This is a genomic window from Streptomyces sp. HUAS 31 (assembly GCF_028198125.1).
Lineage (GTDB): Bacteria > Actinomycetota > Actinomycetes > Streptomycetales > Streptomycetaceae > Streptomyces > Streptomyces chartreusis.
Window position 1 is genome coordinate 612941 of sequence record NZ_CP116353.1, and the last position, 25666, is coordinate 638606.

Consider the following 25666-nt stretch of genomic DNA (forward strand, 5'->3'; position numbering starts at 1 on the left):
CACGGCGCCGTCTCGCGGTCACCGGGCCTCCTCTAGGACGCCGTCCCGGATGTCCGCCGCGTGCGCGACGGCCGTGGCGGGCACGTCGCGGGGGACGCGGCGCGCCTCGCGCAGACTGGGCGCGGGGGCGGCCGGTACGAGCGGGGCGCGTTCGCCGGCGCGGGCGCGCTGCGAGAACCAGATGACCTTGCTGCCGGACTCGGTGGCGCAGCAGCCCCAGCCGTCACTCGTCAGGGCGATGTGCCTCAGGCAGGCGCGCAGCTCGTGGTCCGGGCGCAGGGCGCGGTCGTTGTCGCCGACGGCCGTGATGAGGTGCTGGCCGTTCCACCACATCTCGATCGAGATGTTCTTGTCCGTAGCGTGCTCGTCGATGACCCTGAGCAGCATCTCCGCGCCGTGGCGGACGGGCTCGACAAGCGTCTCCAGGTCCCAGTACCTGAGGTGGGCGGCCAGAATTCGGCTGACCTGACCCACCCGTTCGGGGCTGACTTCCACGTCGAGGTGGTAGTAGCAGGGCACTGCGGTCTTCACCGTTTACCTCCTCACCGCGAAAGCTCCCGCTCTCCTCGCCCCTGCGGGGCGGGGCCCCGATTACGGAGCGTGAGCACTGATCGCTTCTGAGTCACTCCAGGGTGGGGGCGGTACGCCATTCGTGCAACAGGAGCGCACTCCTGAGGTAGTTGAAGATCCAACAGGACGCTGCGTCGTCAACCGTGCACCATGTGTGAAGACCTCGATGCCCGTAACGGAACCCGTGCGTATGCGCGCACGGGTTTCCGCCCGACGGTCGGGAAACGCTCATCGAGCCCGGAAGGTGAACGGGGCCAATGCTGCTACCGGCCAAAGCCGAAGTCGCCCGGCAACTTCGGCGATACCGGGCCTGGGAACGAGCCATGCTCGCGGCCCCGGCCGACCTCATGGTGCGCGCCACCTTCGAGGACACCGGTTACACCCTCTGTGTGCTGATGGGGAAGCGCTGCGCGCGCGAGGCCGTGGACGCCGCAGAGCGCTATCTGCGGATCACCCCGGCCGACTATCTCCTGGAGCAGAACGAACGGCCCCGTACGGCGAGCGTCTCCGCCCGGAGAGGACCGCTGAGATCACGTCGGCGGCGTTTCCATGCCGGGAGGTAGCCGGCTTCCGGCGAAGATCGAACCCCCGGCCGGGCCCTGTGCCCGGCCTTGAGCGCGGTGGAGGTGAACCATGGGCAGGACCAAGAGCAAAGCCGGTGCCGGCATCGGGACCATCGGCCGTATCCCGGTACGGGACGTACGACCGGCCGTGGAGTGCGGCAGGCACCCGGCGAAGGCAGTCGTGGGCGAGACCTTCGAGGTCACCGCCACCGTGTTCCGCGAGGGCCACGACTCCGTGGCCGCCAATGTCGTACTCACCGACCCGGACGGCCGCCCCGGCCCCTGGACACCGATGCACGAACTGGCCCCCGGCATGGACCGCTGGGGCGCCAAGGTGACGCCGTCCGCGGTGGGCCGCTGGACGTTCCATGTGGAGGCCTGGAGCGATCCGGTGGCCACGTGGCGCCGCACCGCCCGGATCAAGGTGCCGGCCGGCATCGACGTCGGGCTGGTCCTGGAGGAGGGCGGCGAGCTGTACGAGCGTGCCGCCGCCGGAGTGCCCGACGAGTCGGAGCGGGCGGCCGTGCTGGCCGCCTCGGAGGCGCTGCGCGACGACTCACTGCCGCCCGTGTCACGGCTCGCGGCGGCGTTCGCGGCGAACGTCGATGCCGTGTTGGGGCGCTATCCGTTGCGGGATCTGGTGACCGCGTCGGATCCGCTGCCGCTGCTGGTGGAGCGGGAGCGGGCCCTGTACGGGTCCTGGTACGAGTTCTTCCCGCGTTCCGAAGGCACCGCCGAGCGTGCGCACGGCACTTTCGAGTCCGCGGCCGGACGGTTGCCGGGGATCGCGGCGATGGGCTTCGACGTCGTCTACCTGCCACCGATCCACCCGATCGGCACGACCTTCCGCAAGGGCCCCAACAACACCCTGTCCGCAGGCGTCGACGACGTCGGCGTGCCGTGGGCGATCGGTTCGCCCGAGGGCGGCCACGACGCCGTCCACCCCGGCCTCGGCACGATCGAGGACTTCGACCGGTTCGTCGCCCGGGCCGGCGAACTCGGTCTGGAGGTCGCGCTCGACTTCGCCCTGCAGTGCTCGCCGGATCACCCCTGGGTGGACAAGCATCCGGAGTGGTTCCACCACCGCCCGGACGGCACGATCGCCTATGCGGAGAACCCGCCGAAGAAGTATCAGGACATCTACCCCATCGCGTTCGACGCGGACATGGACGGTCTGATCGCCGAGACGCTGCGGGTGCTGCGGCACTGGATGGACCACGGGGTGCGGATCTTCCGGGTCGACAACCCGCACACCAAGCCGGTCGTGTTCTGGCAGAAGGTGATCGCGGACGTGGGCCGCACCGACCCGGACGTGATCTTCCTGGCGGAGGCGTTCACCCGGCCGGCGATGATGCACACCCTGGCCCAGATCGGCTTCCAGCAGTCGTACACGTACTTCACCTGGCGCAACACCAAGCAGGAACTCACCGAGTACCTGACCGAGCTGTCGGGGGAGGCGGCCGCCTACATGCGGCCGAACTTCTTCGCCAACACCCCCGACATCCTGCACGAGTTCCTCCAGCAGGGCGGCCGGCCCGCCTTCGAGCTGCGGGCCGTCCTCGCCGCGACGCTCTCCCCAAGCTGGGGCATCTACAGCGGCTACGAACTGTGCGAGAACACCGCACTGCGCAAGGGCAGCGAGGAGTACCTCGACTCCGAGAAGTACCAGCTACGCCCCCGCGACTGGGCCGCCGCCGAACGCGAAGGCCGCACCATCACACCCCTGATCACCCGCCTCAACGCCATTCGCAGGTGCCACCCCGCGCTCCACCGGCTGCGCAATCTCCGCTTCCACCGGACCGACAACGACTCGCTGATCGCGTACAGCAAGCGCACCGGTCCGGACACGGTCCTGGTGGTCGCGAACCTTGATCCGCACCACACCCAGGAAGCCACGGTCTCGTTGGACATGCCGCAACTCGGCCTGGACTGGGACGCCTCCCTGTCCGTGCACGACGAACTGACGGGCGAGAGCTACCGCTGGGGCCGGACCAACTACGTACGCCTCGAACCCGGCACGGCGCCCGCGCACGTTTTCCACGTCCAGGCTTCGCCACCGCAGATCGGAGGGTCCTGAGCCCCATGACCGTCAACGAGCCCGTTCAGGACACCTTCGAGGACACCCCTGCCAGGGATCGTGACCCCGACTGGTTCAAACGCGCCGTCTTCTACGAGGTCCTGGTCCGCTCCTTCCAGGACAGCAACGGCGACGGCGTCGGCGACCTCAAGGGCCTGACCGCCAAACTCGACTACCTGCAATGGCTCGGCGTCGACTGCCTGTGGCTGCCGCCCTTCTTCAAATCGCCCCTCCGCGACGGCGGCTACGACGTCTCCGACTACACCGCCGTGCTGCCCGAATTCGGCGACCTCGCCGACTTCGTCGAATTCGCCGACGCCGCCCACCAGCGCGGCATGCGGGTCATCATCGACTTCGTCATGAACCACACCAGCGACCAGCACCCGTGGTTCCAGGAATCCAGAAAAGACCCCGACGGCCCCTACGGCGACTACTACATGTGGGCGGACGACGACAAGGCCTACTCCGACGCCCGCATCATCTTCGTCGACACCGAAGCCTCCAACTGGACCTTCGACCCGGTCCGCAAGCAGTACTTCTTCCACCGCTTCTTCTCCCACCAGCCCGACCTCAACTACGAGAACCCGGCCGTACAGGAAGAGATCCTGGCCGCCCTCCGCTTCTGGCTGGACCTGGGGATCGACGGCTTCCGGCTCGACGCCGTGCCCTACCTGTACTCGGAAGAGGGCACGAACTGCGAGAACCTTCCCGCCACCCACGCATTCCTCAAGCGTGTTCGCCGCGAGATCGACGCGATGTATCCGGACACGGTGCTGCTGGCGGAGGCCAATCAGTGGCCGGAGGACGTAGTCGACTACTTCGGCGACTACGGCAACGGCGGCGACGAATGCCACATGGCTTTCCATTTCCCGGTCATGCCGCGCATCTTCATGGCGGTGCGGAGGGAGTCGAGGTACCCGGTCTCGGAAATCCTCGCCAAGACGCCGGCCATCCCGTCCGGCTGCCAGTGGGGCATCTTCCTGCGCAACCACGACGAGCTGACCCTCGAAATGGTCACCGACGAGGAACGCGACTACATGTGGGCGGAGTACGCCAAGGACCCCCGCATGCGCGCCAACATCGGCATCCGCAGGCGTCTCGCCCCGCTCCTGGACAACGACCGTCACTCGATCGAACTCTTCACGGCCCTGCTGCTGTCCCTGCCGGGCAGCCCGATCCTCTATTACGGCGACGAGATCGGCATGGGCGACAACATCTGGCTCGGCGACCGCGACGCCGTCCGCACCCCCATGCAGTGGACCCCGGACCGCAACGCCGGCTTCTCCACCTGTGACCCCGGACGGCTCTGCCTGCCGACGATCATGGACCCGGTCTACGGCTACCAGGTGACGAACGTCGAGGCGTCCATGGCGTCGCCGTCGTCGCTGCTGCACTGGACCCGCCGCATGATCGAGATCCGCAAGCAGAACCCGGCGTTCGGCCTCGGCACCTACACCGAACTCCAGTCGTCGAACCCGGCGGTCCTCGCCTTCCTGCGCGAGTACGAGGACGACCTGGTGCTGTGCGTCCACAACTTCGCCCGCTTCGCACAGCCCACCGAGCTCGACCTTCGCGAGTTCAGCGGACGCCACCCGGTCGAGCTGTTCGGCGGGGTCCGATTCCCGGCCATCGGCGAACTGCCGTATCTGCTGACCCTCGGGGGCCACGGCTTCTACTGGTTCCGGCTCACCCGAGTCGCATCCCGCATCGGCAGACGACTTTGAGCGTGAGCTTCGAGCGTGTGCCGAGGAAAGGACGCGTCACCATGCAGAAGACCGCATCTCCCCGACCCACCCGTACCGTCGACGCGAGCCCGATGGCCTCGCTGGCCGGGCTGCTGCGCGAGTGGCTGCCACGCCAGCGCTGGTTCGCGGGCAAGGACCGGCCCGTCACCGACCTCGCGCTGCTGTCGATGACGGAGCTGTTCCCGGGCTGTCTGCATCTGCTGGTGCACGCCGGTCACTCGGCGGTGCCGTCGCCCGGCGGCGCACCCCCGGCCGGCGACTGCTACCAGCTGCTGATCGGCGTACGTCAGCATCTGTCGCCACGCCTCGGGAAGGCGCTCATCGGCCGGGCGGAGGAAGGTCCGCTCGCCGGTCTGACGGTCTTCGACGCGCTTCAGGACCCCCGCTGCGCCCAGCTGCTGCTGGACCGGCTGCGGCACCCCGGCACGGCGGGCCCGCTGCGCTTCGAGGGCGACCCGTCGGTGCCGGTGCCGGCCGGGCTCGTGCCGCGGCTGCTGGACGCCGAGCAGTCCAACTCCTCGCTGGTGTACGGCGAGGCGTTCATCCTGAAGCTGTTCCGGCGCATCCAGCCCGGCGTCAATCCCGACCTGGAGCTGTCCGGCGCGCTGGCCCAGGAGGGCTGCGGTCGGGTACCGGCTCCGGTGGCCTGGTTCCGTACGACGCACCCGTGGGAGGCGACGCTCGGCGTGCTCCAGCCGTTCCTGCGGGACGCCTCCGACGGCTGGACGCTGGCGCTCGGCGCGCTGGCCTCGGGTGACGACTTCACCGCGGAGGCCCGTCAGCTGGGTCAGGCGACGGCGGACGTGCACCTGGCGCTGGCGTCGGCGTTCCCCTCCCGGGCGCACGCCGAGAACAGCAGGACGGCCGCGGCGATGACCGAACGCCTGGAGCTCGCAGCGCACTTCGTCCCCGCGCTCCAGCCCCATGTCCCCGGGCTGCGCACCGCCTTCGGCACCCTCGCCGCCTGCGATCCCGGGCCGCCGGCCCAGCGCATCCACGGCGACCTGCACCTCGGTCAGGTGCTGCGGGCCGGCCGGGAGTGGTTCGTCATCGACTTCGAGGGCGAGCCGTCCCGCCCGCTGGCCGAGCGGCGGGGTGTGCACTCCCCGGTGCGGGACATCGCCGGCATGCTGCGCTCCTTCGACTACGCCGCCCGCCAGCGCCGGCCGTGGCGGCCGGAGTGGGCGCGCCGCTGCCGGGAGGCCTTCTGCGCGGGCTACGCCGCCCGCGCCGGCTGGGACCCGCGCACGAAGCACGGGCTGCTCCGTGCCTACGAGACCGACCGCGCCGTGTACGAGGTGCTGTACGAGGCCCGGCACCGACCCGACTGGTTGCCCGTACCGATGGCGGCGATCGAACGCCTCGCCGTGAGAGGAGCCTGACCCCCATGGCCCTGCACGAGACCTCGCGGCCCGAGTCGGCCGGACCCGGCCGGCTCGCCACCGCGCCCGCCCTCGATCCGGCCGAGCGTGAGCGCCTGTTGTCGGGCGCCCACCACGATCCGCACGCGCTGCTCGGGGCCCGTCCCGTCCCCGGCGGGATCGCGTTCCGGGCGCTGCGCCCGTTCGCGCGTGCGGTGAGCGTCGTGGTCGACGGCGAGCGCACCGCGCTGGTCTCGGAGGGCGGCGGTCTGTTCTCCGCCGTACTCGCGCTGGACGCGGTCCCCGCGTACACGCTGCTGGTGTCCTACGCCGAGGACGGGTCGGACGAGCGGGAGTTCCACGACCCGTACCGCTTCCTGCCCGCCCTCGGCGAGTTCGACCTGCACCTCATCCGCGAGGGCAGGCACGAGGAGCTGTGGAAGGCGCTCGGCGCCGAACCCATGACCCATCAGGGCGTGGCCGGCACCCGCTTCACGGTGTGGGCGCCGAACGCGCGGGGAGTGCGGGTCGCCGGGGACTTCACCTGCTGGGACGGGACGGCGTTCCCGATGCGGTCGCTCGGTGCGTCCGGGGTGTGGGAGCTGTTCCTGCCCGGCATCGGCGAGGGCACCCGGTACAAGTTCGAGATCACCTCCCGGCACGGCCACCGCTTCCTCAAGGCGGACCCGATGGCACGCCGTGCGGAGGTCCCGCCGGACACGGCGTCGATCGTGCACGCCTCGCACTACGAGTGGGGCGACGAGCAGTGGATGGCGCACCGGGGCGACGTGCCGGTGCACCAGGCCCCCTTCTCGGTGTACGAGGTGCACCTGCCGTCCTGGCGGCCGGGGCTGACGTACCGCGAACTCGCCGAGCAACTGCCCGCGTACGTCGACTACCTGGGCTTCACGCACGTCGAGTTCATGCCGGTCGCGCAGCATCCGTTCGCCGGTTCCTGGGGCTACCAGGTCACCGGCTTCTACGCGCCGACCTCGCGGCTGGGTACGCCCGACGACTTCAAGTACCTGGTCGACGCCCTGCACCGGGCCGGCATCGGGGTGATCGTGGACTGGGTGCCGGCGCACTTCCCGAAGGACGACTGGGCGCTGAGCCGGTTCGACGGGGAGCCGCTGTACGAGCCCGGGGACTCGCGGCGGGCCGAGCATCCCGACTGGGGGACGTACGAGTTCGACTACGCGCGCACCGAAGTGCGCAACTTCCTCGTCGCGAACGCGACGTACTGGTGCGAGGAGTTCCACATCGACGGGCTGCGGGTGGACGCCGTCGCCTCCATGCTCTACCTCGACTACTCGCGGGACTCCGGCCAGTGGACGCCGAACGAGTTCGGCGGGCGTGAGGACCTGGCCGCGATGGCGTTCCTCCAGGAGATGAACGCGACGGTGTACCGGCGCAACCCCGGGGTCGTCACGATCGCGGAGGAGTCGACCGCCTGGGGCGGGGTGACCCGGCCGACCGACAGCGGCGGGCTCGGCTTCGGGCTGAAGTGGAACATGGGCTGGATGCACGACTCGCTCCAGTACATCTCCAAGGAGCCGGTGCACCGCAAGTACCACCACAACGAGATGACGTTCTCGATGGTGTACGCGTACAGCGAGAACTACGTGCTGCCCATCTCCCACGACGAGGTCGTGCACGGCAAGCAGGCTCTGGTGTCCAAGATGCCGGGCGACTGGTGGCAGCGTCGCGCCAACCACCGCGCATATCTGGGCTTCATGTGGGCGCACCCGGGCAAACAACTGCTCTTCATGGGGCAGGAGTTCGCACAGGGCGCCGAGTGGTCGGAGGCACATGGTCCGGAGTGGTGGCTGCTCGATCCCGGGTACGCGTCGGCCGGCGACCACGAGGGCGTGCGGGATCTGGTCGCGGATCTGAACGCGCGCTACCGGGCGACGCCGGCCCTGTGGGAGCGGGACACCGACCCTGGCGGGTTCCGGTGGGTGCTCGGGGACGCCGGCGACGACAACGTCTTCGCCTTCCTGCGGTTCGGTGCCGACGGCACGCCGATGCTCGCCGTCAGCAACTTCTCCCCCGTGGTCCGTCACGACTACCGGCTCGCGGTGCCGGATTCGGTGATCGCGTGGCACGAGGCCCTCAACACCGACGCCGCGCGCTACGGCGGGAGCGACGTCACCAACCCCGGTCCGGTCAAGCCGGAGGACGGGCACATCAGCCTCACGCTGCCTCCGCTGGCCACGGTGTGGCTGCTGCCTGAACGGATGTGACGCCGGAGTTCTCCGTTCCCGACACCATCCGGTCCAGGCTGGGCTAGATTCGGGCAGCGCCGATAACGGAACTCATCGGTGACGTCACACCCGGTACACATCTGGAGCAGTGCACATGCGCGACCTCGGCCTCGCTCCCCCCAGCGTCACGCCCATGACCGGCGGGCTCGCAGACAGCGTCTTCGAGACGGCGGCCGTCAATCCGACATTGCCGATGCTCGCGCGCCGTCCCGATCCCTCCTCCACCGTGTGGGAGGAGGTGACGGCCGTGGAACTGCGCGACGAGGTGGCCGATCTCGCCAAGGGCCTGGTCGCGTCCGGCATCTCGCCGGGCCACCGCGTGGCCATCATGGCGCGCACCCGGTACGAGTGGACGGTGCTCAGCTACGCGCTGTGGACGGTCGGCGCCGAGGTGGTCCCGATCTATCCGACGGCGTCGCGCGACCAGGTCGAGTGGATCCTGCGGGACGCCGAGTGCGTGGGCGTCGTCGTCGAGGACGAGCAGGCGGTCATGACGGTCGGCTCCGTGTGCGGATCGCTGCCGCGGCTGCGGCACGTCTGGCAGCTGGACGCGGGAGGGCTCGCGCAGCTCGCGGAGCGCGGTGAGTTCGTCCCGTTCACCACGGTCGAGTCGCTGCGCCGCATCGTCCTGCCGGACTCCACCTCGGTCGTCGCCTACACGTCCGGCACGACGGGACATCCCCTGGGCTGCGCCCTCAGTCACCGGAATCTGGCGACCCCCTGCGACACGCTGCTCGCGGGCTGGGGCCACAAGGTGGTACCACCGGGCGGCCAGGCGTCCGTCCTCGCCTTCCTGCCTTTCTCCCATGTGTACGGCCTGCTGCTCCAGACCCTGTGCATCCGCGGCGGCATGATGATGGGCCACGAGCCCGACCTGCGCGAGGAAGCCCTTTCGGCCGCCCTGCGCAGTTTCAGACCCACCTATTTCTGTGCCGTGCCGTCGATCTTCGAGAAGATCTACAAGAACGCCCTGCGCGTGGCCCAGCAGGCGGGCCGGGGTGCCCTGTTCGAGCGGGCCGCGGACACCGCTCGGGACTTCGCGGCGGCCCTGGAACGGCAGCGGCTGGGCGGCGGCCCTGGACCCGGTTTCGATCTTCGGCTGCAACACGCACTGTACGAACGGACGGTGTACCGCAAGTTCCGCAGCGCGCTGGGCGGCCGGGTCATGCTCGGGACGTCCGGCGGCTCCTCCTTCAACCGCGAGCTCTCCCTCTTCTACGAGGGCGTCGGCATCTACGTGAACGACGGGTACGGGCTCACCGAGACCAGCGGCGGTGTCACCGCCCAGCCGCTCGGCCGGGAGATGTCGGGGTCGGTCGGGCAGGCACTGCCGGGTGTGGACATCCGGGTGGCCGACGACGGGGAGATCCTGGTGCGCGGGGCGTCGGTGTTCCAGGGCTATGTCAACGACGACGCCTCGACACGGGCGGCGCTGCGCGGCGGCTGGCTGGCGACCGGGGATCTGGGGCGGCTGGACTCCGACGGCTATCTGACCATCACGGGGCGCAAGAAGGACGTCATCGTCACGAGCAGCGGCAAGAGTGTCTCGCCGGCGCTCCTGGAGCAGCGGCTGAGGATGCATCCGCTGGTCCACCAGGCGGTGGTCGTGGGTGACAACCAGCCCTGCGTCGGGGCCCTGATCACTCTGGACCCCGACTTCCTGGCCTACTGGCGCGACTCCCTCGCCGTGCGCAGCGACTCGCGGATCCGGGAGGCGCGTGAGGAGAACGCGCTGCGCGAGGAGGTCGCCCGGGCCGTGGCCGCCGCCAACAGCGCGGTGTCGCGCCCGGAGTCGATCCGGGTGTTCCGGGTGCTGGCGGAGCCGTTCGACGTGGCCAGCGGTCTGCTGACGCCGTCGATGAAGCTGCGGCGGGACGCGATCGTGCGGCACTACGCGCTCCAGATCGACGCGATGTACCAGGCCCGCTCGCGCGCGCCGCGGGAGCAGCTGTCGGACGAGTTCGCGCACTGGGACGACACGGACAACGTCTTCGGCTGAGTGTCCGTTCGTCTCATTCACCCGTCGTCAGCCGCACGACGTTCGACCGCTCCCCGAGGACGAAGGCGCGGACGCGGTAGGTGGCGTGCTTCTCGTCGGGCAGGGGGACGAAGTCGGTGGCCTCGGTGTCGGGGTCGAGGACGGCGACGGGGTCGTAGCCCTCGCCGTCCTTCTTGCGGATCTCCAGGAGGTAGCCGTCCTCGGCCGGGGAGTCGTCGGTCCAGGTGAGGCGGATGCCGTCCGGCCGCTCGGTCAGGTGCGGCCGGGCGGTGGGGCCCCGGTAGGAGGTCAGCCGGTAGTGGAAGGTGGTGCGGGGCATCAGGTCGGGGTGGCGGTAGTCGGTCACCTGGGGCGCGAGGTACTGCAGGACCGTGTACGGTCCGTCCTCTTCGGTCGCGAACTCCAGGACGTGCCCCGCGATCCCGGGCCGGTCGTCCCGCCAGGTCAGGTCGATGTCGGTGGGCGTGGTGAGGGCTGCCCGCAGCGGCTGTTCCGGCTCGGCCGAGCAGGCCGGCAGCGCCAGGATCAGCGCTGCCGGCACCGCGATACGCGCCTTTCCTCGCATACGGGCGGCCGCTACTTGCGCCAGAAGCGGACGTTGCTCCACTCCACGGTGGCCGTCCCGTTGCCGCTGTTGGTGCGGTAGGCGCCGAACTTGTCGTAGAAGCTGCCGCCGGGGCTCGCGTAGGTGTGCTTCAGCGAGCCGTTGATGTACGTGCGGTGCTCGGCGCCGACCTGGTGGACGGTGTTGACGCGGACGGTCGCGCCGACGGTTCCGGCGTTGGAGAGCGTGGTGCCGCCGTGGACTGCGTAGAGCCTGCCGCCGCGTTCGACGGCGAGCATGAAGTACGGGCCGGAGCCGGACTCGTGGAAGGTCTGCTTGAGGCTGATCCGGGTGCCACTGAGGCTGGTGATGCGGAAGTAGCCCTCGAACTGGCGCGTTCCGCCGGTGTAGGTGGCATAGCGTCGTTCAGCCCGTTGGTCGCCGCTGGCCGTGGAGCAGGTGAGCCGGAACGTCAGGCCGTCGATCTGACCGCAGCCCCGCTCCTGCTCGGTGTAGGTGGGTGACACCGACTGCCAGCCCCCGGGCTCGACTTCGGCGAACGCGTGCGGTGCGGCGAGCAGCGACGTGGCGCAGAGTGCCGTGCTCACGGTGAGGGTGCGCAGGGTCGGGCGCATCCTGCCTCCTGTCGGATGTGGGGGGGTGACCACACTTCAAGTGTTCAGATACATGAACTGCGGTCCCTTATATGGATGAGCATTACGGAAGTTAGGTTCGGACCAATGACTCGTCAAGAGATCGCGCGGACATGTCTTTCACTTCCGAACCGGTGTGCCCCCGCGCAGGTTGGGGCAAGGTGGCTCACGACGGGTTCATCTGCCTGCCGCACCCGGCTGGCGGAACGACCGGTGGCGCGGTGGGATCTAGGCGTGCGAAGCCGCGATCCAGGGGCAGGCGAACGTCGTCGAGGCAGACCGCCTGGAGCCGCAGAAGGGATGATCACCGTGACACGACCCAGGATCCTGGTGGTTGGCGCAGGCTTCGCCGGAGTCGGATGCGTTCGCCGATTGGAACGCAAACTCTCCCCGGACGAAGCCGAGATCACTTTGGTGACGCCGTCTTCCTACCAGCTCTACCTGCCGCTGCTGCCACAGGTCGCCTCCGGCGTCCTCACCCCCCAGTCGATCGCCGTGTCCCTGCGCCGCAGCCGCAGGTACCGCACCCGGATCATCCCGGGCGGCGCCATCGGCGTGGACCTCGCCTCGAAGGTGTGCGTCGTGCGCACCATCACCGACAAGCTCCACAACGAGCCGTACGACTACATCGTGCTGGCCCCCGGCAGCATCACCCGGACCTTCGACATCCCGGGACTGACCGACAACGCCTACGGCATGAAGACCCTCGCCGAGGCCGCCTATCTGCGCGACCACGTCATCTCGCAGCTGGACCTCGCCGACGCGAGCCAGGATCCGGACGAGCGGGCGGCGCGGCTCCAGTTCGTGGTGGTCGGCGGCGGGTACGCCGGCACCGAGACCGCCGCGTGCCTGCAGATGCTCACCCACAACGCGGTCAAACGCTATCCGCGGCTCGATCCGCACCTGATCAAGTGGCATCTGATCGACATCGCGCCGCGGCTGATGCCCGAACTCGGCGAGAAACTCGGCACCGACGCGCAGGAGATCCTGCGCAAGCGCGGCATCGAGATCTCGCTGGGCGTGTCCATCGCGAAGGCGGGCCCCGAGGAGGTCACCTTCACCGACGGCCGGGTGATCCCCACCCGCACGCTGATCTGGACCGCCGGTGTCGTCGCCAGCCCGCTGATCTCCACGCTGGGCGCGGAGACGGTCCGCGGCAGGCTCGCGGTCACCGCCGAGATGAACCTGCCCGGGAACGACGGTGTGTTCGCGCTCGGCGACGCCGCCGCGGTGCCCGACGTGGCCAAGGACGAGGAGGGCGCGGTCTGCCCGCCCACCGCGCAGCACGCGATGCGCCAGGGCAAGGTCGTCGCCGACAACGTCATCGCGGCCCTGCGCGACCAGCCGCTTCGGCCGTACCGGCACAAGGACCTCGGACTGGTCGTCGACCTCGGCGGCCGCGACGCCGTCTCCAAACCGCTCGGCGTGGAGCTGAAGGGCCTGCCCGCGATGGCCGTGGCCCGCGGATATCACTGGTCGGCGCTGCGCACCAACGTCGCCAAGACCCGCGTCATGACGAACTGGCTGCTCAACGCGGTCGCCGGCGACGACTTCGTGCGGACCGGATTCCAGTCCCGCACCCCCGCCAAGATGAAGGACTTCGAGTTCGTCCACGCGTATCTGACGCCTGAGCAGGTGCGGGCGCAGGTCGAGGGGAAGGGTGCGGCCGACGGTTCGGCCGAGTGACGTGACGGTGCCGGCCGGGCCGCGGTGCGCGGTGTGAGCGGGGAGAGAGCGGGAGTGAGTACGGCGGCGTGAGGGCAGTGGGAGGGCCGGCCCGGGTACGGTTGCGCGACCGTGTCGCGGCCTCGGACCCGGGTCTGCTGAGACTGACGGCCGGGCTGCGCACGGCGGGCTCGATCGCCCTCGCGGTCGCCGTGCTCGCGCTGCTCGGCACCGACGTCACGCATCTGGTGGCGGGGGCGCTGGCGGCGATGGTCTCGACCTTCGCCATCCGGGAGAAGCAGCGCGGGCAGCAGGCGATCACGCTCGCACTGGGCCTGCCGGTGGCGTTTGCCTCCATGACGTTGGCGGCGGCCCTGCACAGCAGAGTCGTGGCGGGCGACCTGGTCTTCGTCGCGCTCATCTTCTGTGCCGTCTACGGCCGCCGGTTCGGCGACCGGGGCACCGCGCTGGGGCTGATCGGCTTCCAGATCTACTTCGTGTCCCTGTTCGTCGGCGCCTCCGTCGGTGAGCTGCCGGAACTGTTCCGCGCGGTCGCCGTGGCGTTCGGGTGCGGCGCGCTGGTGCGGTTCGTGCTGGTCCCGGAGACGCCGACCGGCGTGCTGGAGCGGCTGCGCGAGGCGTTCCGCGCCCGGCTGGCCCAGTTGCTGTCCGCCCAGCACGATCTGCTGGACGCCGGCCCCGAGGAGGCCGACCGGGCCCTGGAGCAGGTGCGCGAGGGCACCGCACGGCTGCACGAGACGGCTCTGCTGATCCAGGGCCGGCTGGAGGGCGGGACCGCCGACGAGCGGGTGGCCGCGCTCGTCCAACGGCGTGTCGCGGACGCCGAGATCGCCGCCGAGCGGCTGGGGCTGTCGCTGCTGCGGGCGCGCGGCGCCGAGCGCGTGGACACGCTCGCCATGCATCTGCCGGGCGCTCCCATCCCGTCGGGCGGGCGGCAGCCGGTGAAGGACGAGGCGACCGAGACACTGCGCAGAGACCTGGTGGCGCTGCGTGTGCTCGTGCTGCGCCCGGTCGAACAGGCCGCCGGTCCCTCGGTCGCACAGCTGCGCAACCGGCTCCTCGGCTACCGCGACGAGGAGAACCTGCCGGTCGCGTCACCGGCCGTGCAGGACGTGTTCCGGGCCGTCGGCGAGGCCGCCCGTGCGGTCCTGGGCCTGCGGATCGCGCTCGGCGGGGCCCGGGACGAGACGGACGACAGCCCGGCGACCGCCCGCTCGCGCGAGGAACTGGACGCCGAGGACGCGGTGCTCGACGCCGAAGAGGAGACCCCGGCCGAGGAGGCGACGGGCCTGGCGCGGCCCACGACACGTGCCGCGGTGCAGGTCGCCGTGGGGTCGACGCTGGCCATCGTCGGCGGCGAGCTGCTGTCCCGCGACCGCTGGTACTGGGCGGTGCTGACCTGCTGGATCGTGTTCCTCAACACCGCGTCCACGGGCGAGATCCTGGTCAAGGGCTACCGCAGGCTGCTGGGCACCGTCCTCGGCGTCCTGGCCGGGATCGTGCTGGCCGGCGCGGTCGGGCACAACACCTGGACGGCGTTCGCGCTGGTGCTGCTGTTCGTGTTCGCGATGTTCTACTCGGCACCGCTGTCCTACACGGCGGTGTCCTTCTTCGTCACCGCGGCGCTGGGCCTGCTCTACACCCTGCTGCACACCTACAGCCTGTCGGTGCTGGTGCTGCGTATCGAGGAGACGGCGCTCGGCGCGGCCTGCGGGGTGATCGCGGCGGCGTTCGTGCTGCCGGTGCAGACGGACCGCCGGACGAACGAGCTGCTCGCGACCGTGCTGGAGCGGCTCGGCGACGTCACCCGCAGCGCCGTGGACCAGCTCAGCGGCGAACCGCCCAAGGAACTGCTCGACGAGGCGCGCGAGCTCGACCAGGCGCTGGCCGACCTGCGCGCCGCCACCAAGCCGCTCACTCATCCGGTCACGCCGCTGCGGGCCCGCCGGGAGACCGCCCGCTATGTCGTCGCGCTGCTGGAGACGTGCGCTTTCCACGCGCGTTCGCTGGCGGCGACCGCCGAGCTGCTGCCCACCCACCCCTCCATCGCGGCCGACCCACGGCTGCGCCGGGCCGCCGGGCGTATCGAGCACAACCTGGAGGCGATCAGCGCCCACGTCGGTGACGAGCACTCCACCGCCGAGATCGAGACCGGCCCGAGCATCGCCTCGCTCCTCGGCCCGAGCACCCCGGGCGTCCCGCGCTACGGCCGGATCACCGACCGTGTCCTGCGGCATCTGCAACGCCTCGACGAGGGCGTGACGGGCCTGGCCCGGCCACTGGGGGTACCCGTGAAGGCATCTGAGGGATGACCCGGACGACACGGGACCGCACATCGGGGCGATTCCCGGGTACGCGGTTGTCATGACCGATGTCGTGGACTCAGACGAACTGCTGCGACGGATGCACCGAGCCCGGGCCAGCGCCCGGCAGGAGGAGCGATCCTGGCGGATGCGGAGCGAGCAACTGAGGTCGACGGACCCCGAAGGGGCTCGCGACGCCGCCGTCCGGACGCTTGCGTACGAGACGGTGATCGTGGTGCTGGACGAGATCCTGACCCCTGGCAGACGCTCCGAACAGGGCTGAAAACCGGGCCCGAGTGAAACAGGTCACCCGACCCGGTCTCGGTTGCGCGGAATCCACCAAGATGGTTTACGGTTCATCCATACGTGGTCACGGGGTCGATCGAACAAATCCCCCGCGAACCCCGCATACGGCCCTGGCTGGCTTCCCCCGTCCAGCCAGGGCTTTTTCATGCCCTCAATGACCCGGCCCCGCGACCTGCGGCGGAAACCGCTCTCCGCCGAGGTGCTCAGCGCGGCCGCACGGGCTGAAATGGACGCAGGGAAGCACCGGAACCTCAGTCCTCGGCGAGGAGCCCTGTGTCATGACCAAAGCGATCAAACTGCTCACCTCCCTTCCACCGCCGCAGCGCCAGCGCCTTATGTCGCTGGCCCGGGAGGTCTCCTTCCCGGAGGACGCCCGGATCTTCGAGGCGCGCGGCACGGCCGACCGCTTCTGGGTCATCCGCTCGGGCGCCGTCTCCCTCGACCAGCGCGTCACGTCCCTCCAGCGGGTCACCGTCGCGAGTCTCGGCGCCGGTGATCTCCTCGGCTGGTCCTGGCTGTTCCCGCCGTACCAGTGGGACTTCGGCGCGGAGGCGTTCAGCCCGGTGCGCGCCTACGAGTTCGAGGCGGAGGCGGTGCTGCGGCTGTGCGAGGAGGACACGCAGCTCGGGCTGTCGCTGGTGCGGCACGTCGCCGAAATCCTCGCGCACCGGCTGGAGATGACCCGGGGCAAGCTGATGGAGCAGTACGGACAGCACCGGCGCAGTGTGCTCTGAGCGTCAGACGCGGTAGCGGCGCAGGGCAGGCAGCGCGGCGGCCAGGCTCAGCATGAGTACGACGACCAGCAGGCCGCCACCCACGGTTGCCGCGCGGGGTCCGAAGGCCGAGCCCGCCGTGCCGTGCAGGACGTCGGCGAGGCGCGGGCCACCCGCCACGACGACCGTGAACACACCCTGCATCCGGCCGCGCATCTCGTCGCTGGCGGCGGACAGCAGGATCGCCCCGCGGAAGACCATCGAGACCATGTCGGCGACCCCGGCGAGGGCCAGGAACACCACCGCGAGCCACAGGCTGCCGCTGAGCCCGAAGGCGGTGATGGCCGCGCCCCACGCGACGACCGCGCCGATCACCATCCAGCCGTGCCGGCGGGCCCTTGAGAAGGTGCCGGAGAACAGCCCCCCGACCACCGCGCCGATCGGGATCGCGGCGAACAGCAGGCCGAGGGCGAGCCCTTCGCCGTACGACCCGTAGGTCTGGCCGGCCAGTTGGGGGAAGAGGGCGCGGGGCATGCCGAAGACCATCGCGATGATGTCGGCAAGGAAGGACAGCAACAGCACCTTGTGCAGGGCGATGTAGCGGAAGCCCGCCACGATCTCCCGTATGCCCGCGCGGCGTTCGGCGGCGGCCTTCAGGGGCGGCAGCGCGGGCAGCTTGAAGACCGCCCACACCGTCACGCACAGGGCCAGCGCGTCGATGAGATACAGCTCGGCCAGGCCGATCACGGGGATGAGCACGCCGGCCAGCAGCGGCCCCATGACCTGACCGGTCTGCATGACGGTCGAGCCGAGGGCGTTGGCCGCGGGCAGTTCGTCGGCCGGCACCAGGCGCGCGATCGAGGCGTTGCGGGCCGGGGAGTTGATCCCCCAGAACGCCTGCTGCACGGCGAGCAGCACCATCAGCGCCACCACCGACTCCATGCCGGTGACGGCCTGGAGCCAGAACAGCAGCGAGGTGACGGCTATGCCGGTGTTGGTGACGAGGAGCAGCTTGCGGCGGTCCACGCTGTCGGCGATGGCGCCGCCCCACAGCGCGAACACCACCAACGGCAGCAGTCCGGCGAGGCTCGCGGCGCCGACCCACGCCGAGGAGCCGGTGATGTCGTAGATCTGCTTGGGCACGGCGACCGCGGTGAGCTGGCTGCCGACGGCCGTGACGATGGTCGAGGACCACAGCCGGCGGAAGGCCGGGCGGCGCAGCGGGCGGGTGTCCATCGCCCAGCGGCGCCAGCCGCGCCGGGCGGCGACCTGTTCCTGCGGGGCCGCCGCCGTCCGCTCTTCTTCGGTACTGCGCTCGCTCGCGTCCACGGACATCCTGGTTGCTCGTTACACCTATCGGGAACCAGGGATCACTATGGCACCACCGGTCAAGCATCTGGGATGGGTGGTCTCAGGTTTCGGACACCTCACGCGCCCGCGATGAGGCTCGCGCCGAGGGCGATCATCGTCGCGGCGACCAGTCCGTCCAGCACCCGCCAGGCCACCGGCTTGGCGAGGTGGCGGCTCAGCAGCCGAGCACCGAAGCCGAGCGCGGCGAACCAGACCAGGCTGGCGAACGCGGCGCCGAGGCCGAACGTCCAGCGCAGCGGGCCGCGGTCGGCTGCGACCGTGCCGAGCAGGAAGACGGTGTCGAGGTAGACGTGCGGGTTGAGCCAGGTCATCGCGAGGCAGGTCAGCACCGCCCGCCGCCGTGACCCCGCCGCGTCGCCGTCGGTCAGCAGGGCGCCGCCGGGCTTGAAGACCCGGCGAGCGGCGAGCGCGCCGTAGCCGAGGAGGAACAGTCCGCCGACCCAGGCGACCACCGTCAGCACCCCGGGCCAGGCCACGACCACCGCGCCGACGCCGGCCACTCCCAGGGTGATCAGGAGCGCGTCGGACAGGGCGCAGATGCCGATGACGGCGAGGACGGCGTCGCGGCGGATCCCCTGGCGCAGGACGAAGGCGTTCTGCGCGCCGATGGCGACGATCAGGGAGAGGCCGGTGCCGAATCCGGCGGCCGCGGTGGTCAAGGCGTTTGTCATGCCCTTCACGCTAGGGAGACGATCTCTTGACGTACAGCTAAAGATTCTTACGTATCCTTAGCGCTCGTGAAGACCGAGCTGACCGAGCTTCCCCTCGACCAGGTGCGGACGCTGCTCGCGGTGGTGGACGAGGGCACCTTCGACGCGGCCGCCGCGGCGCTGCACGTGACGCCGTCGGCGGTCAGCCAGCGGGTGAAGGCGCTGGAGCAGCGCACGGGGCGGGTGCTGCTGGTGCGCACGAAGCCGGTGCGGCCGACCGAGTCGGGCGAGGTCGTCGTCCGGTTCGCCCGTCAGCTGGCCCGTCTGGAGCGCGACGCGCGGGCCGAGCTGGGGCTGAGCGGTGCCGGGGAGGCGACGCGGGTGTCGGTCGCGGTCAACGCCGACTCCCTGGCGACCTGGTTCCTGGGGGTCCTCACGCGCGTGCCGCAGGAGCCGCGGCTCTGTTTCGAGTTGCGCCGGGAGGACGAGAGCCGGACGGCGACGCTGCTGCGCGAGGGGCTGGTGATGGCGGCGGTGACGTCCTCGCCGGACGCGGTGGCGGGCTGTTCCGTGCGGTCGCTGGGCCGGATGCGGTATCTGGCCGCGGCGAGCCCGGAGTTCGCCGAGCGGCACCTCGGCGGGTCACTGCGGGAAGCGCTGGTGCGGGCGCCGGTGATGGCCTTCGACCGCAGCGACGATCTCCAGGACGCGTTCGTCCGCAGGCTGCTGCATTCCCGCACCGGCGCGAGCGCCGTACGGCACCACGTACCGACCTCGGAGGGCTTCCTGGCGTCCGTGGTCGCCGGACTGGGCTGGGGCCTGATCCCCGAGACACAGGCGGAGCCGTACCTGGCGGACGGCCGCCTGGTGCAGCTCGCCCCGGACCGCCCGGTCGACGTCCCGCTGTACTGGCAGCAGTGGAAGCTGGACTCGCCGGCGCTGGTGGCGGTGACGGAGGCGGTGACGGCAGCGGCCTCCGGGACACTGCGCCGCTAGTGCCCCAAAGGGGCGCGGGGAACTGCGCGACCAGCCGCGACGACGCCGCAGCCCCTTGACGACAGATCGCGGCACCCCCGAGGAGCACTACGTCGCCTCCAACTGGACGGCCGCACTGTCCAACAGCATCTCCAGCGCCGTCGGATACGCGCTGTTCACCATCCGCGCCGCCAGCAACGGTGCCGCCTCGGCGATCCGGGGATGCGTGGCCCGCGGCAACCGCGCGTAGGTCGAGCGCCACATGTCCTCGTCCGCCCGTAGCGCCGCACTCGGCAGAGCGAGGGACGCGGCGTCCAGCGCGGCGAAAGCCAGGGTCTGGTCGATGAACGCGTGATAGATGCGCACGGTGTCCGGCAGCGGGAATCCCGCCGTGCGCAGAACGTCAAGCACCGTCTCGTCGGCGGCGAGTTCGTTCGCCCGCCCGGTGACGCGGCTGGTCGTCAGCACCGCGGCCTGCGGGTGGGCGACGTAGGCCGCGTGGATGCGCAGCCCGACGGCACGCAGGTCCTCGCGCCACTCCCCCGACGGCGTCCAGCCCTGAAGCGCCTGTCCCATCAGCGCGTCGCCGATCGCGAGGGTCAGCTCGTCCATGCCGCGGAAGTACCGGTACAGCGTGCTCGGGTCGGCGTCGAGGGCCAGACCGAGGCGGCGGGCGGTGAGACCGGCGCTGCCGTGCTCGCGCAGCATCCGCAGCGCCGTCTCGACGATCAGCCGCTCGGACAGCACTGTGCCGCTTTTCGTGGGACGCCTACGGCGCCGCTTCTCCTCCGGGACGACCGGTTTGGGCACGATGCTCTCCGTCCTGGTGCCGCTCACGCCGACCTCTGCGCCTTATGCCAACGCCATTGACCTTATGTGAGCGGCGGGCGTTGTATCTGGCGCGGGGCCCCATCACGTCGTAGACCTTGAGCCGAGGGAGTCTTGTCATGCGTGTACTGCTCGTGGGTGCCGGCGGGGTGGGTACCGCCATCACCCGGATCGCGGCCCGCCGTCCGTTCTTCGAGGCGATGGTCGTCGCCGACTACGACCTCGCGCGTGCCGAGGCGGCCGTGGCGGCCCTCGGCGGCGACGCCCGGTTCGTCGCCGAGCGCGTGGACGCGAGCGACGAGGCGGCGGTCACGGCGCTGCTTGAGCGGCACGCGTGCGACGTGCTCCTCAACGCCACCGACCCGCGTTTCGTGATGCCGCTGTTCCAGTCCGCGCGCACCGCCGGGGCCACCTATGTCGACATGGCGATGTCGCTGTCGCACCCGCATCCGGAGCGGCCGTACGAGGAGTGCGGCGTCAAGCTGGGCGACGCCCAGTTCGAGCAGGCTGCCGACTGGGAGAAGGCGGGCGCGCTGGCGCTGGTCGGCATGGGCGTGGAGCCCGGTCTGTCCGACGTGTTCGCCCGGTACGCCGCCGACGAGCTCTTCGACGAGATCGAGGAGCTCGGCGTCCGCGACGGCGCGAACCTCACCGTCGACGGCTACGACTTCGCGCCGTCCTTCAGCATCTGGACCACGATCGAGGAGTGCCTCAACCCGCCGGTCGTCTACGAGGACGCCCGCGGCTGGTTCACCACCGAGCCGTTCAGCGAACCCGAGGTGTTCGACTTCCCCGAGGGCATCGGCCCGGTCGAGTGCGTGAACGTGGAGCACGAGGAGGTGCTCCTGATGCCGCGCTGGGTCGACGCGCGGCGGGTGACGTTCAAGTACGGCCTGGGCGAGGAGTTCATCAGCACCCTGAAGACGCTGCACCTGCTGGGCCTGGACCGTACCGAGCCGGTGACCGTGCCGAGCGCCGACGGGCCGGTGCGGGTCTCGCCCCGGGACGTCGTGGCCGCGTGTCTGCCGGACCCGGCGACGCTGGGCGAGCGGATGCACGGCAAGACCTGCGCGGGCACCTGGGTGCGGGGCGCCAAGGACGGAAAGCCGCGTGAGGTGTACCTGTACCACGTGGTCGACAACCAGTGGTCCATGAAGGAGTACGGCTCGCAGGCCGTGGTGTGGCAGACGGCCGTCAACCCCGTCGTCGCCCTCGAACTCCTCGCCGGCGGCGTCTGGTCGGGCGCCGGCGTGCTCGGCCCGGAGGCCTTCCCGGCCCGGCCCTTCCTGGATCTGCTGACCGAGTACGGCTCCCCCTGGGGCATGCGGGAACAGTGACCGGATTCGCCGGTGTCCGAACGGGTTTCACTTGCGCATCGACAGGCGACTCGAAAGCGAGTAAATGCATCCACCGAGGGCACGTTCGACGATCGCAGGTGACTTTGATGGACGACTGGCGAGGCCACGCCGCCTGCCGCCATGAGGACCCCGACCTCTTCTACCCGATCGGCACGTCCGGTCCGACCGTGTTGCAGACCGAGCAGGCGAAGGCCGTCTGCCGGCGCTGCCCGGTCCGGGACCAGTGTCTGCGCTGGGCACTCGACATGGACCAGTTCATCGGGATATGGGGCGGCACGAGCGAGGCGGAGCGACGGGCGCTGCGCCAACGGGCCGGATGACGGACCCGTCGGCACGGCCCGCGGCCACCACCCTCACGAGGGCGGGGCCGCGGCCGGCAGCCGCAGACTGAACACGGATCCGGCGCCCGGCTCGCTCGCCGCCCCGGCCGTACCCCCGTGCGCGGCGACCAGGTGCCGGACGATCGACAGGCCGAGCCCGCTGCCTCCCGTACGCCGGCTGCGGGACTTCTCGGCACGCCAGAACCGGTCGAAGACGTACGGCAGGTCCTCGGCGGCGATGCCGGTCCCCGTGTCGGTGACGTCGAGGACGACGTCACTGCCGTCGCGGCGGGCGCCGAGGGTGACGGTGCCGCCGGCCGGTGTGTGGCGCAGGGCGTTGGAGACCAGGTTGCCGAGTGCCTGGCGCATCCGGACAGGGTCGGCATCCAGCCAGGGGGTGCCGTCCGCCGTGGTGCGCAGGGCGACGCCGGCCGTGTCGGCGGCGACGCGGTGGGCGGCGGCGACCTGGTCGAGGAGTTCGTCGACACGGACGGGCTCGCGGTGCAGGCGCAGCGTGCCGGCGTCGGCGGCGGCGAGGTCCTGGAGGTCGTCGATGACGCGCTGGAGCACGAGGGCCTCCTCGTGCAGGGAGGCGAGCAGCGCGGGGTCCGGGTCGACGACGCCGTCGCGGGTGACCTCCAGCCAGCCGCGGATGTTGGTGAGCGGGGTGCGCAGCTCGTGGGCGACATCGCTGACCATCGCCTTGCGCTGGACCTCCAGCCGCTCGCGGCGTTCGGCGAGTTCGTTGAAGGCGGCGGCGAGGATGCCGGTCTCGTCGCGGGTGGTGACGGGCACCCGCGCATGCAGTTCGGGCGGCTGCTGGGCGGCCTCGGTCAGTGCCCGCAGCGGCCTCACGAGCCGGGTGGCGACCACTGCGGTCACGGCCACGGTGACCGCGAGCACGAGTCCGGCGGCACCGACGACCTTGGCCTTGTTGGCCGGGGACATGTCGAAGCGCACGGCGGTCGTGTCGCCGCCGCCCAGGAACAGCTCGGCCACGGGGGCGACGTAGGGATCGAGTTGGGCGCGGCGTGCCTCGTCGACGCAGCGGTCCGCCTCCCGCACCGCCGTACGGTCGTCGGTCCCTTTGGTCTTCCCCAGGAGATAGCGGGTGCCGAGCCGCTTCTCGGTCACGTCGACCGTGACGAACGGCTGCGAACCGGGGTTCAGTCCGCGCCGGTCAAGACACTTCCTGGCCCGATCCGACAGGTCGGACAGGGCCTTGTTCTCGGTCGGCGTCGTGGTGTTGAGCAGGCCGTCGGCGCACTCGTCGGGCACGACCCCGCTCGCGACCGGCCCGTCGTGGTCGGTGACGACCGGCCGGCCGCTCGGCGTCTGCACGACGACGGCCTCGTACCCGTTGCGGGCGAAGCACCGCTGCCGTGTGTCGGCGAGCTTCTCCAGCTTGGCCCGCTCCTGGTCGGTCACCCGGTACGGGCCCACGACCCGGGGGTCGACCCCGGCACGCTGCGCTCCGCGCTCGGTGTAGGTGTCGATGTGCAGGGGGTCGACGGTGGCGGCGGCGCGCGGCGGCAGGGAGGTGCCGGCCGGGGCCGAGTCGGCGATGGCCGTACGGTCCGTGGTGGTGAGGGCGATACGGCGTCCGGTGCGTGCGGACAGCTCGCGGACCGTCTTCTCCACGCCCCGCCAGTCGGGGTGGGTGGCGGCGTAGCCGCTGAGGCGCGCGAGGACGTCCATGTCCTCGGCGATGACCTGCCCCTGTTCCTCCCGCAGCGCCCGGGTGGTGGTCTCGACCGCGAGCCAGGCCGTGGCCGCCACCGAGCACACGGCGATCAGCACCGAGGTGATCAGCAGCCGGACCAGCAGGCGCTTGCGCAGCGGTATCCGCCGGGTCATCCGCGGCCGCCGCTGAGCTTGTAGCCGACACCGAACACGGTCAGCAGCCGTGCGGGGCTGCGCGGGTCGGCCTCGATCTTGCGGCGCAGGTTCATGATGTGGACGTCGACGGCCCGCTCGGTGGACGCCCGGTCGGTGCCCCGGGTGCACTCCAGCAACTGCCGCCGGGAGAAGACCCGTTCGGGTTCGGCGACCATGGCCAGCAGGATCTCGAACTCGGCCGGCGTGCACTCCACCGCCGCCCCGTCGCACCGCACCTCGTGCCGCTCGGGGTCGACGGCGATCCCGGCGGCCCGTACGACGGGGTCCTCCCGCCGCCCGGCGGTGCGTCCGCTGCGGCGCAGCACGGTGCGGATGCGGGCCATGAGCTCGCGTGGGCTGTACGGCTTGGTCATGTAGTCGTCGGCGCCGAGTTCGAGGCCGAGCAGGACGTCGTCCTCCGCCGACCGGGCCGTCAGCATCAGCACCGGGATGTCGTCGTCCCGGCGCAGCACCCGGCACACCCCGAAGCCGTCGATCACCGGCAGCATCAGGTCCAGCACGACGAGGTCGGGCCGCAGCCGCCGGGCGGCGTCCAGGGCGGCCGACCCGTCGTGGACCACGGTGGCGGTGTGCCCCTCCGACAGCAGGGAGCGGCGTATGAGTTCGGCCTGCATCTCGTCGTCCTCGGCGACCAGCACATGTGCGCACACGCGGCGGATCCTAAGCGGTGGTGGGTGGACTCGGCAGCGGTCGTGGGCGGACTCAGCGGGCCAGCGACTCGGCGTCGCCCATGACGACGACCGGGTCCCGGTCGGGGTGCAGTGCCCTGAGCAGTTCCCGCATGTGCTCGCGGGAGATGCTGACGCAGCCCTGGGTGGGGCCGCCGTGGTCGACGTGGAGCCATATGCCGCCGCCGCGTCCGGCGCCGAGCGGGCGGGTCCAGTCCAGGGGTGTGGTGCCCGGCCTGCGGTTGTAGTTGATGGCGATGACGTAGTCGAAGGAGCCCGCGAGGGGCTCGCCCTCGAAGCCGGTGCCGTTCGCGGTGAAGCCGACGCCGTGGTCGTACGGCAGCCTGGTCCCGGGGTCGCGGAGCAGGCCACCGGCGTCCGTGAGCGTGTAGACGCCGACGGGTGAGCGCAGGTCACCGGCCCGGTGGTGGTCGGTCCAGCCGCGCAGGGCGTTGTGCGCGGGCCATCGGGCGCCGGCCTCCCAGCCGATGTCGCTGCGCTCGTACAGCACGACCTCCGACTTCGCCGAGTCACGGCCCTCACCGGTCACGACGACTGCCTGCCTGGCCTCGGCCGGCACCTCGGCCCAGGTCTTGGGGCCCAGTCCGGGCAGTTGCTGCGGAGCGACCTCCAGGGCGACGTCGGGCATCGGCGTGGCGGTCGTGGGCCTGGTGGCGGCGGGTTCGTGGTCCGGCGTCGCCATGGCACCGCCGCCGCAGCCGGTGAGCAGCAGGGAGGCGGCGAGCAGTGCGACACGGGGCTTGTGCGTGATCATGCCTCGACCTTGACCGACACTTGTGAGGAACTCGTCAG

At 70.9% G+C, this 25666-nt stretch carries 22 protein-coding genes; 13 read left to right on the forward strand and 9 right to left on the reverse strand.

Annotation, left to right across the window (positions count from 1 at the left end; translation table 11 throughout):
- Window positions 1–18: 18 nt before the first annotated feature.
- The gene (locus PGH47_RS02475; RefSeq protein ID WP_271661997.1) at window positions 19–531 is read right to left on the reverse strand and encodes a pep a2; all 513 of its coding nucleotides are present in this window, start codon (window positions 529–531) and stop codon (window positions 19–21) included.
- Window positions 532–827: 296 nt separating this feature from the next.
- On the opposite strand from PGH47_RS02475, the gene PGH47_RS02480 reads away from it, so the two are divergent.
- From PGH47_RS02480 to PGH47_RS02505, 6 genes are all read left to right on the forward strand, one after another.
- Window positions 828–1133: a DUF5133 domain-containing protein gene (locus PGH47_RS02480; RefSeq protein ID WP_030961613.1), complete on the forward strand. Its 306-nt coding sequence runs from the start codon at window positions 828–830 to the stop codon at window positions 1131–1133.
- Window positions 1134–1203: 70 nt separating this feature from the next.
- Window positions 1204–3210, forward strand: coding sequence for an alpha-1,4-glucan--maltose-1-phosphate maltosyltransferase (locus PGH47_RS02485; protein WP_271661998.1), 2007 nt, complete (start codon window positions 1204–1206; stop codon window positions 3208–3210).
- A 5-nt stretch (window positions 3211–3215) separates the two neighbouring features.
- Entirely contained in the window at window positions 3216–4934 is a 1719-nt protein-coding gene (treS, locus tag PGH47_RS02490; RefSeq protein ID WP_271661999.1) for a maltose alpha-D-glucosyltransferase, read from the forward strand.
- Between the two features lie 41 nt (window positions 4935–4975).
- Complete coding sequence (locus PGH47_RS02495; protein WP_271662000.1) at window positions 4976–6337, forward strand: maltokinase N-terminal cap-like domain-containing protein; 1362 nt, start codon at window positions 4976–4978, stop codon at window positions 6335–6337.
- Between the two features lie 5 nt (window positions 6338–6342).
- Window positions 6343–8559 (forward strand): 1,4-alpha-glucan branching enzyme, encoded by a 2217-nt coding sequence (glgB, locus tag PGH47_RS02500; protein ID WP_271662001.1) that lies wholly within the window; start codon window positions 6343–6345, stop codon window positions 8557–8559.
- A 115-nt stretch (window positions 8560–8674) separates the two neighbouring features.
- Entirely contained in the window at window positions 8675–10579 is a 1905-nt protein-coding gene (locus PGH47_RS02505) for an AMP-dependent synthetase/ligase (protein ID WP_271662002.1), read from the forward strand.
- Window positions 10580–10592: 13 nt separating this feature from the next.
- Here the strand turns inward: PGH47_RS02505 and PGH47_RS02510 are convergent, their stop codons facing one another.
- Window positions 10593–11144 (reverse strand): hypothetical protein, encoded by a 552-nt coding sequence (locus tag PGH47_RS02510; protein WP_271662003.1) that lies wholly within the window; start codon window positions 11142–11144, stop codon window positions 10593–10595.
- Between the two features lie 11 nt (window positions 11145–11155).
- Window positions 11156–11758, reverse strand: coding sequence for a hypothetical protein (locus PGH47_RS02515; protein WP_125523954.1), 603 nt, complete (start codon window positions 11756–11758; stop codon window positions 11156–11158).
- A gap of 318 nt (window positions 11759–12076) precedes the next feature.
- Between PGH47_RS02515 and PGH47_RS02520 the strand changes: the two genes are divergently transcribed.
- The 4 genes from PGH47_RS02520 to PGH47_RS02535 all read left to right on the forward strand — a co-directional run bounded on the left by PGH47_RS02520 (window position 12077) and on the right by PGH47_RS02535 (window position 16805).
- A complete protein-coding gene (locus tag PGH47_RS02520; protein WP_271662004.1) occupies window positions 12077–13462 on the forward strand; it encodes an NAD(P)/FAD-dependent oxidoreductase in 1386 nt (461 codons plus the stop codon).
- Window positions 13463–13530: 68 nt separating this feature from the next.
- Entirely contained in the window at window positions 13531–15774 is a 2244-nt protein-coding gene (locus tag PGH47_RS02525) for an FUSC family protein (RefSeq protein WP_271662005.1), read from the forward strand.
- 52 nt (window positions 15775–15826) lie between these two features.
- Window positions 15827–16048, forward strand: coding sequence for a hypothetical protein (locus PGH47_RS02530; protein ID WP_125523957.1), 222 nt, complete (start codon window positions 15827–15829; stop codon window positions 16046–16048).
- Between the two features lie 301 nt (window positions 16049–16349).
- Window positions 16350–16805, forward strand: a complete 456-nt coding sequence (locus tag PGH47_RS02535) for a cyclic nucleotide-binding domain-containing protein (RefSeq protein WP_271662006.1) — start codon at window positions 16350–16352, stop codon at window positions 16803–16805.
- Between the two features lie 3 nt (window positions 16806–16808).
- Here the strand turns inward: PGH47_RS02535 and PGH47_RS02540 are convergent, their stop codons facing one another.
- Window positions 16809–18119 carry an MFS transporter gene (locus PGH47_RS02540; RefSeq protein ID WP_271662007.1) on the reverse strand — a complete coding sequence of 437 codons (1311 nt, stop codon included), beginning with the start codon at window positions 18117–18119 and terminating at the stop codon, window positions 16809–16811.
- 92 nt (window positions 18120–18211) lie between these two features.
- Window positions 18212–18826, reverse strand: a complete 615-nt coding sequence (locus PGH47_RS02545) for a LysE/ArgO family amino acid transporter (protein ID WP_271662008.1) — start codon at window positions 18824–18826, stop codon at window positions 18212–18214.
- 66 nt (window positions 18827–18892) lie between these two features.
- Here PGH47_RS02545 and PGH47_RS02550 point away from each other — a divergent pair, with 66 nt between their 5' ends.
- Complete coding sequence (locus PGH47_RS02550; RefSeq protein WP_252981121.1) at window positions 18893–19801, forward strand: LysR family transcriptional regulator ArgP; 909 nt, start codon at window positions 18893–18895, stop codon at window positions 19799–19801.
- Between the two features lie 87 nt (window positions 19802–19888).
- Here PGH47_RS02550 and PGH47_RS02555 read toward each other — a convergent pair whose 3' ends face one another.
- Entirely contained in the window at window positions 19889–20590 is a 702-nt protein-coding gene (locus PGH47_RS02555; RefSeq protein ID WP_271667960.1) for a TetR/AcrR family transcriptional regulator, read from the reverse strand.
- A 137-nt stretch (window positions 20591–20727) separates the two neighbouring features.
- Between PGH47_RS02555 and PGH47_RS02560 the strand changes: the two genes are divergently transcribed.
- Both PGH47_RS02560 and PGH47_RS02565 read left to right on the forward strand, forming a co-directional pair.
- Window positions 20728–21945 (forward strand): saccharopine dehydrogenase family protein, encoded by a 1218-nt coding sequence (locus PGH47_RS02560; protein ID WP_271662009.1) that lies wholly within the window; start codon window positions 20728–20730, stop codon window positions 21943–21945.
- A gap of 107 nt (window positions 21946–22052) precedes the next feature.
- On the forward strand, window positions 22053–22286 hold the full coding sequence (locus PGH47_RS02565) for a WhiB family transcriptional regulator (RefSeq protein WP_107909724.1): 234 nt from the start codon (window positions 22053–22055) through the stop codon (window positions 22284–22286).
- Between the two features lie 33 nt (window positions 22287–22319).
- Here the strand turns inward: PGH47_RS02565 and PGH47_RS02570 are convergent, their stop codons facing one another.
- The 3 genes from PGH47_RS02570 to PGH47_RS02580 are packed head-to-tail and all read right to left on the reverse strand — an operon-like array spanning window position 22320 to window position 25628.
- Entirely contained in the window at window positions 22320–24143 is a 1824-nt protein-coding gene (locus tag PGH47_RS02570; protein WP_271662010.1) for a sensor histidine kinase, read from the reverse strand.
- Window positions 24140–24835: a response regulator transcription factor gene (locus tag PGH47_RS02575; protein WP_271662011.1), complete on the reverse strand. Its 696-nt coding sequence runs from the start codon at window positions 24833–24835 to the stop codon at window positions 24140–24142. The genes PGH47_RS02570 and PGH47_RS02575 overlap by 4 nt, the downstream gene beginning before the upstream one ends.
- Window positions 24836–24887: 52 nt before the next feature.
- Entirely contained in the window at window positions 24888–25628 is a 741-nt protein-coding gene (locus tag PGH47_RS02580) for a L,D-transpeptidase family protein (protein ID WP_271662012.1), read from the reverse strand.
- Window positions 25629–25666: the final 38 nt, after the last annotated feature.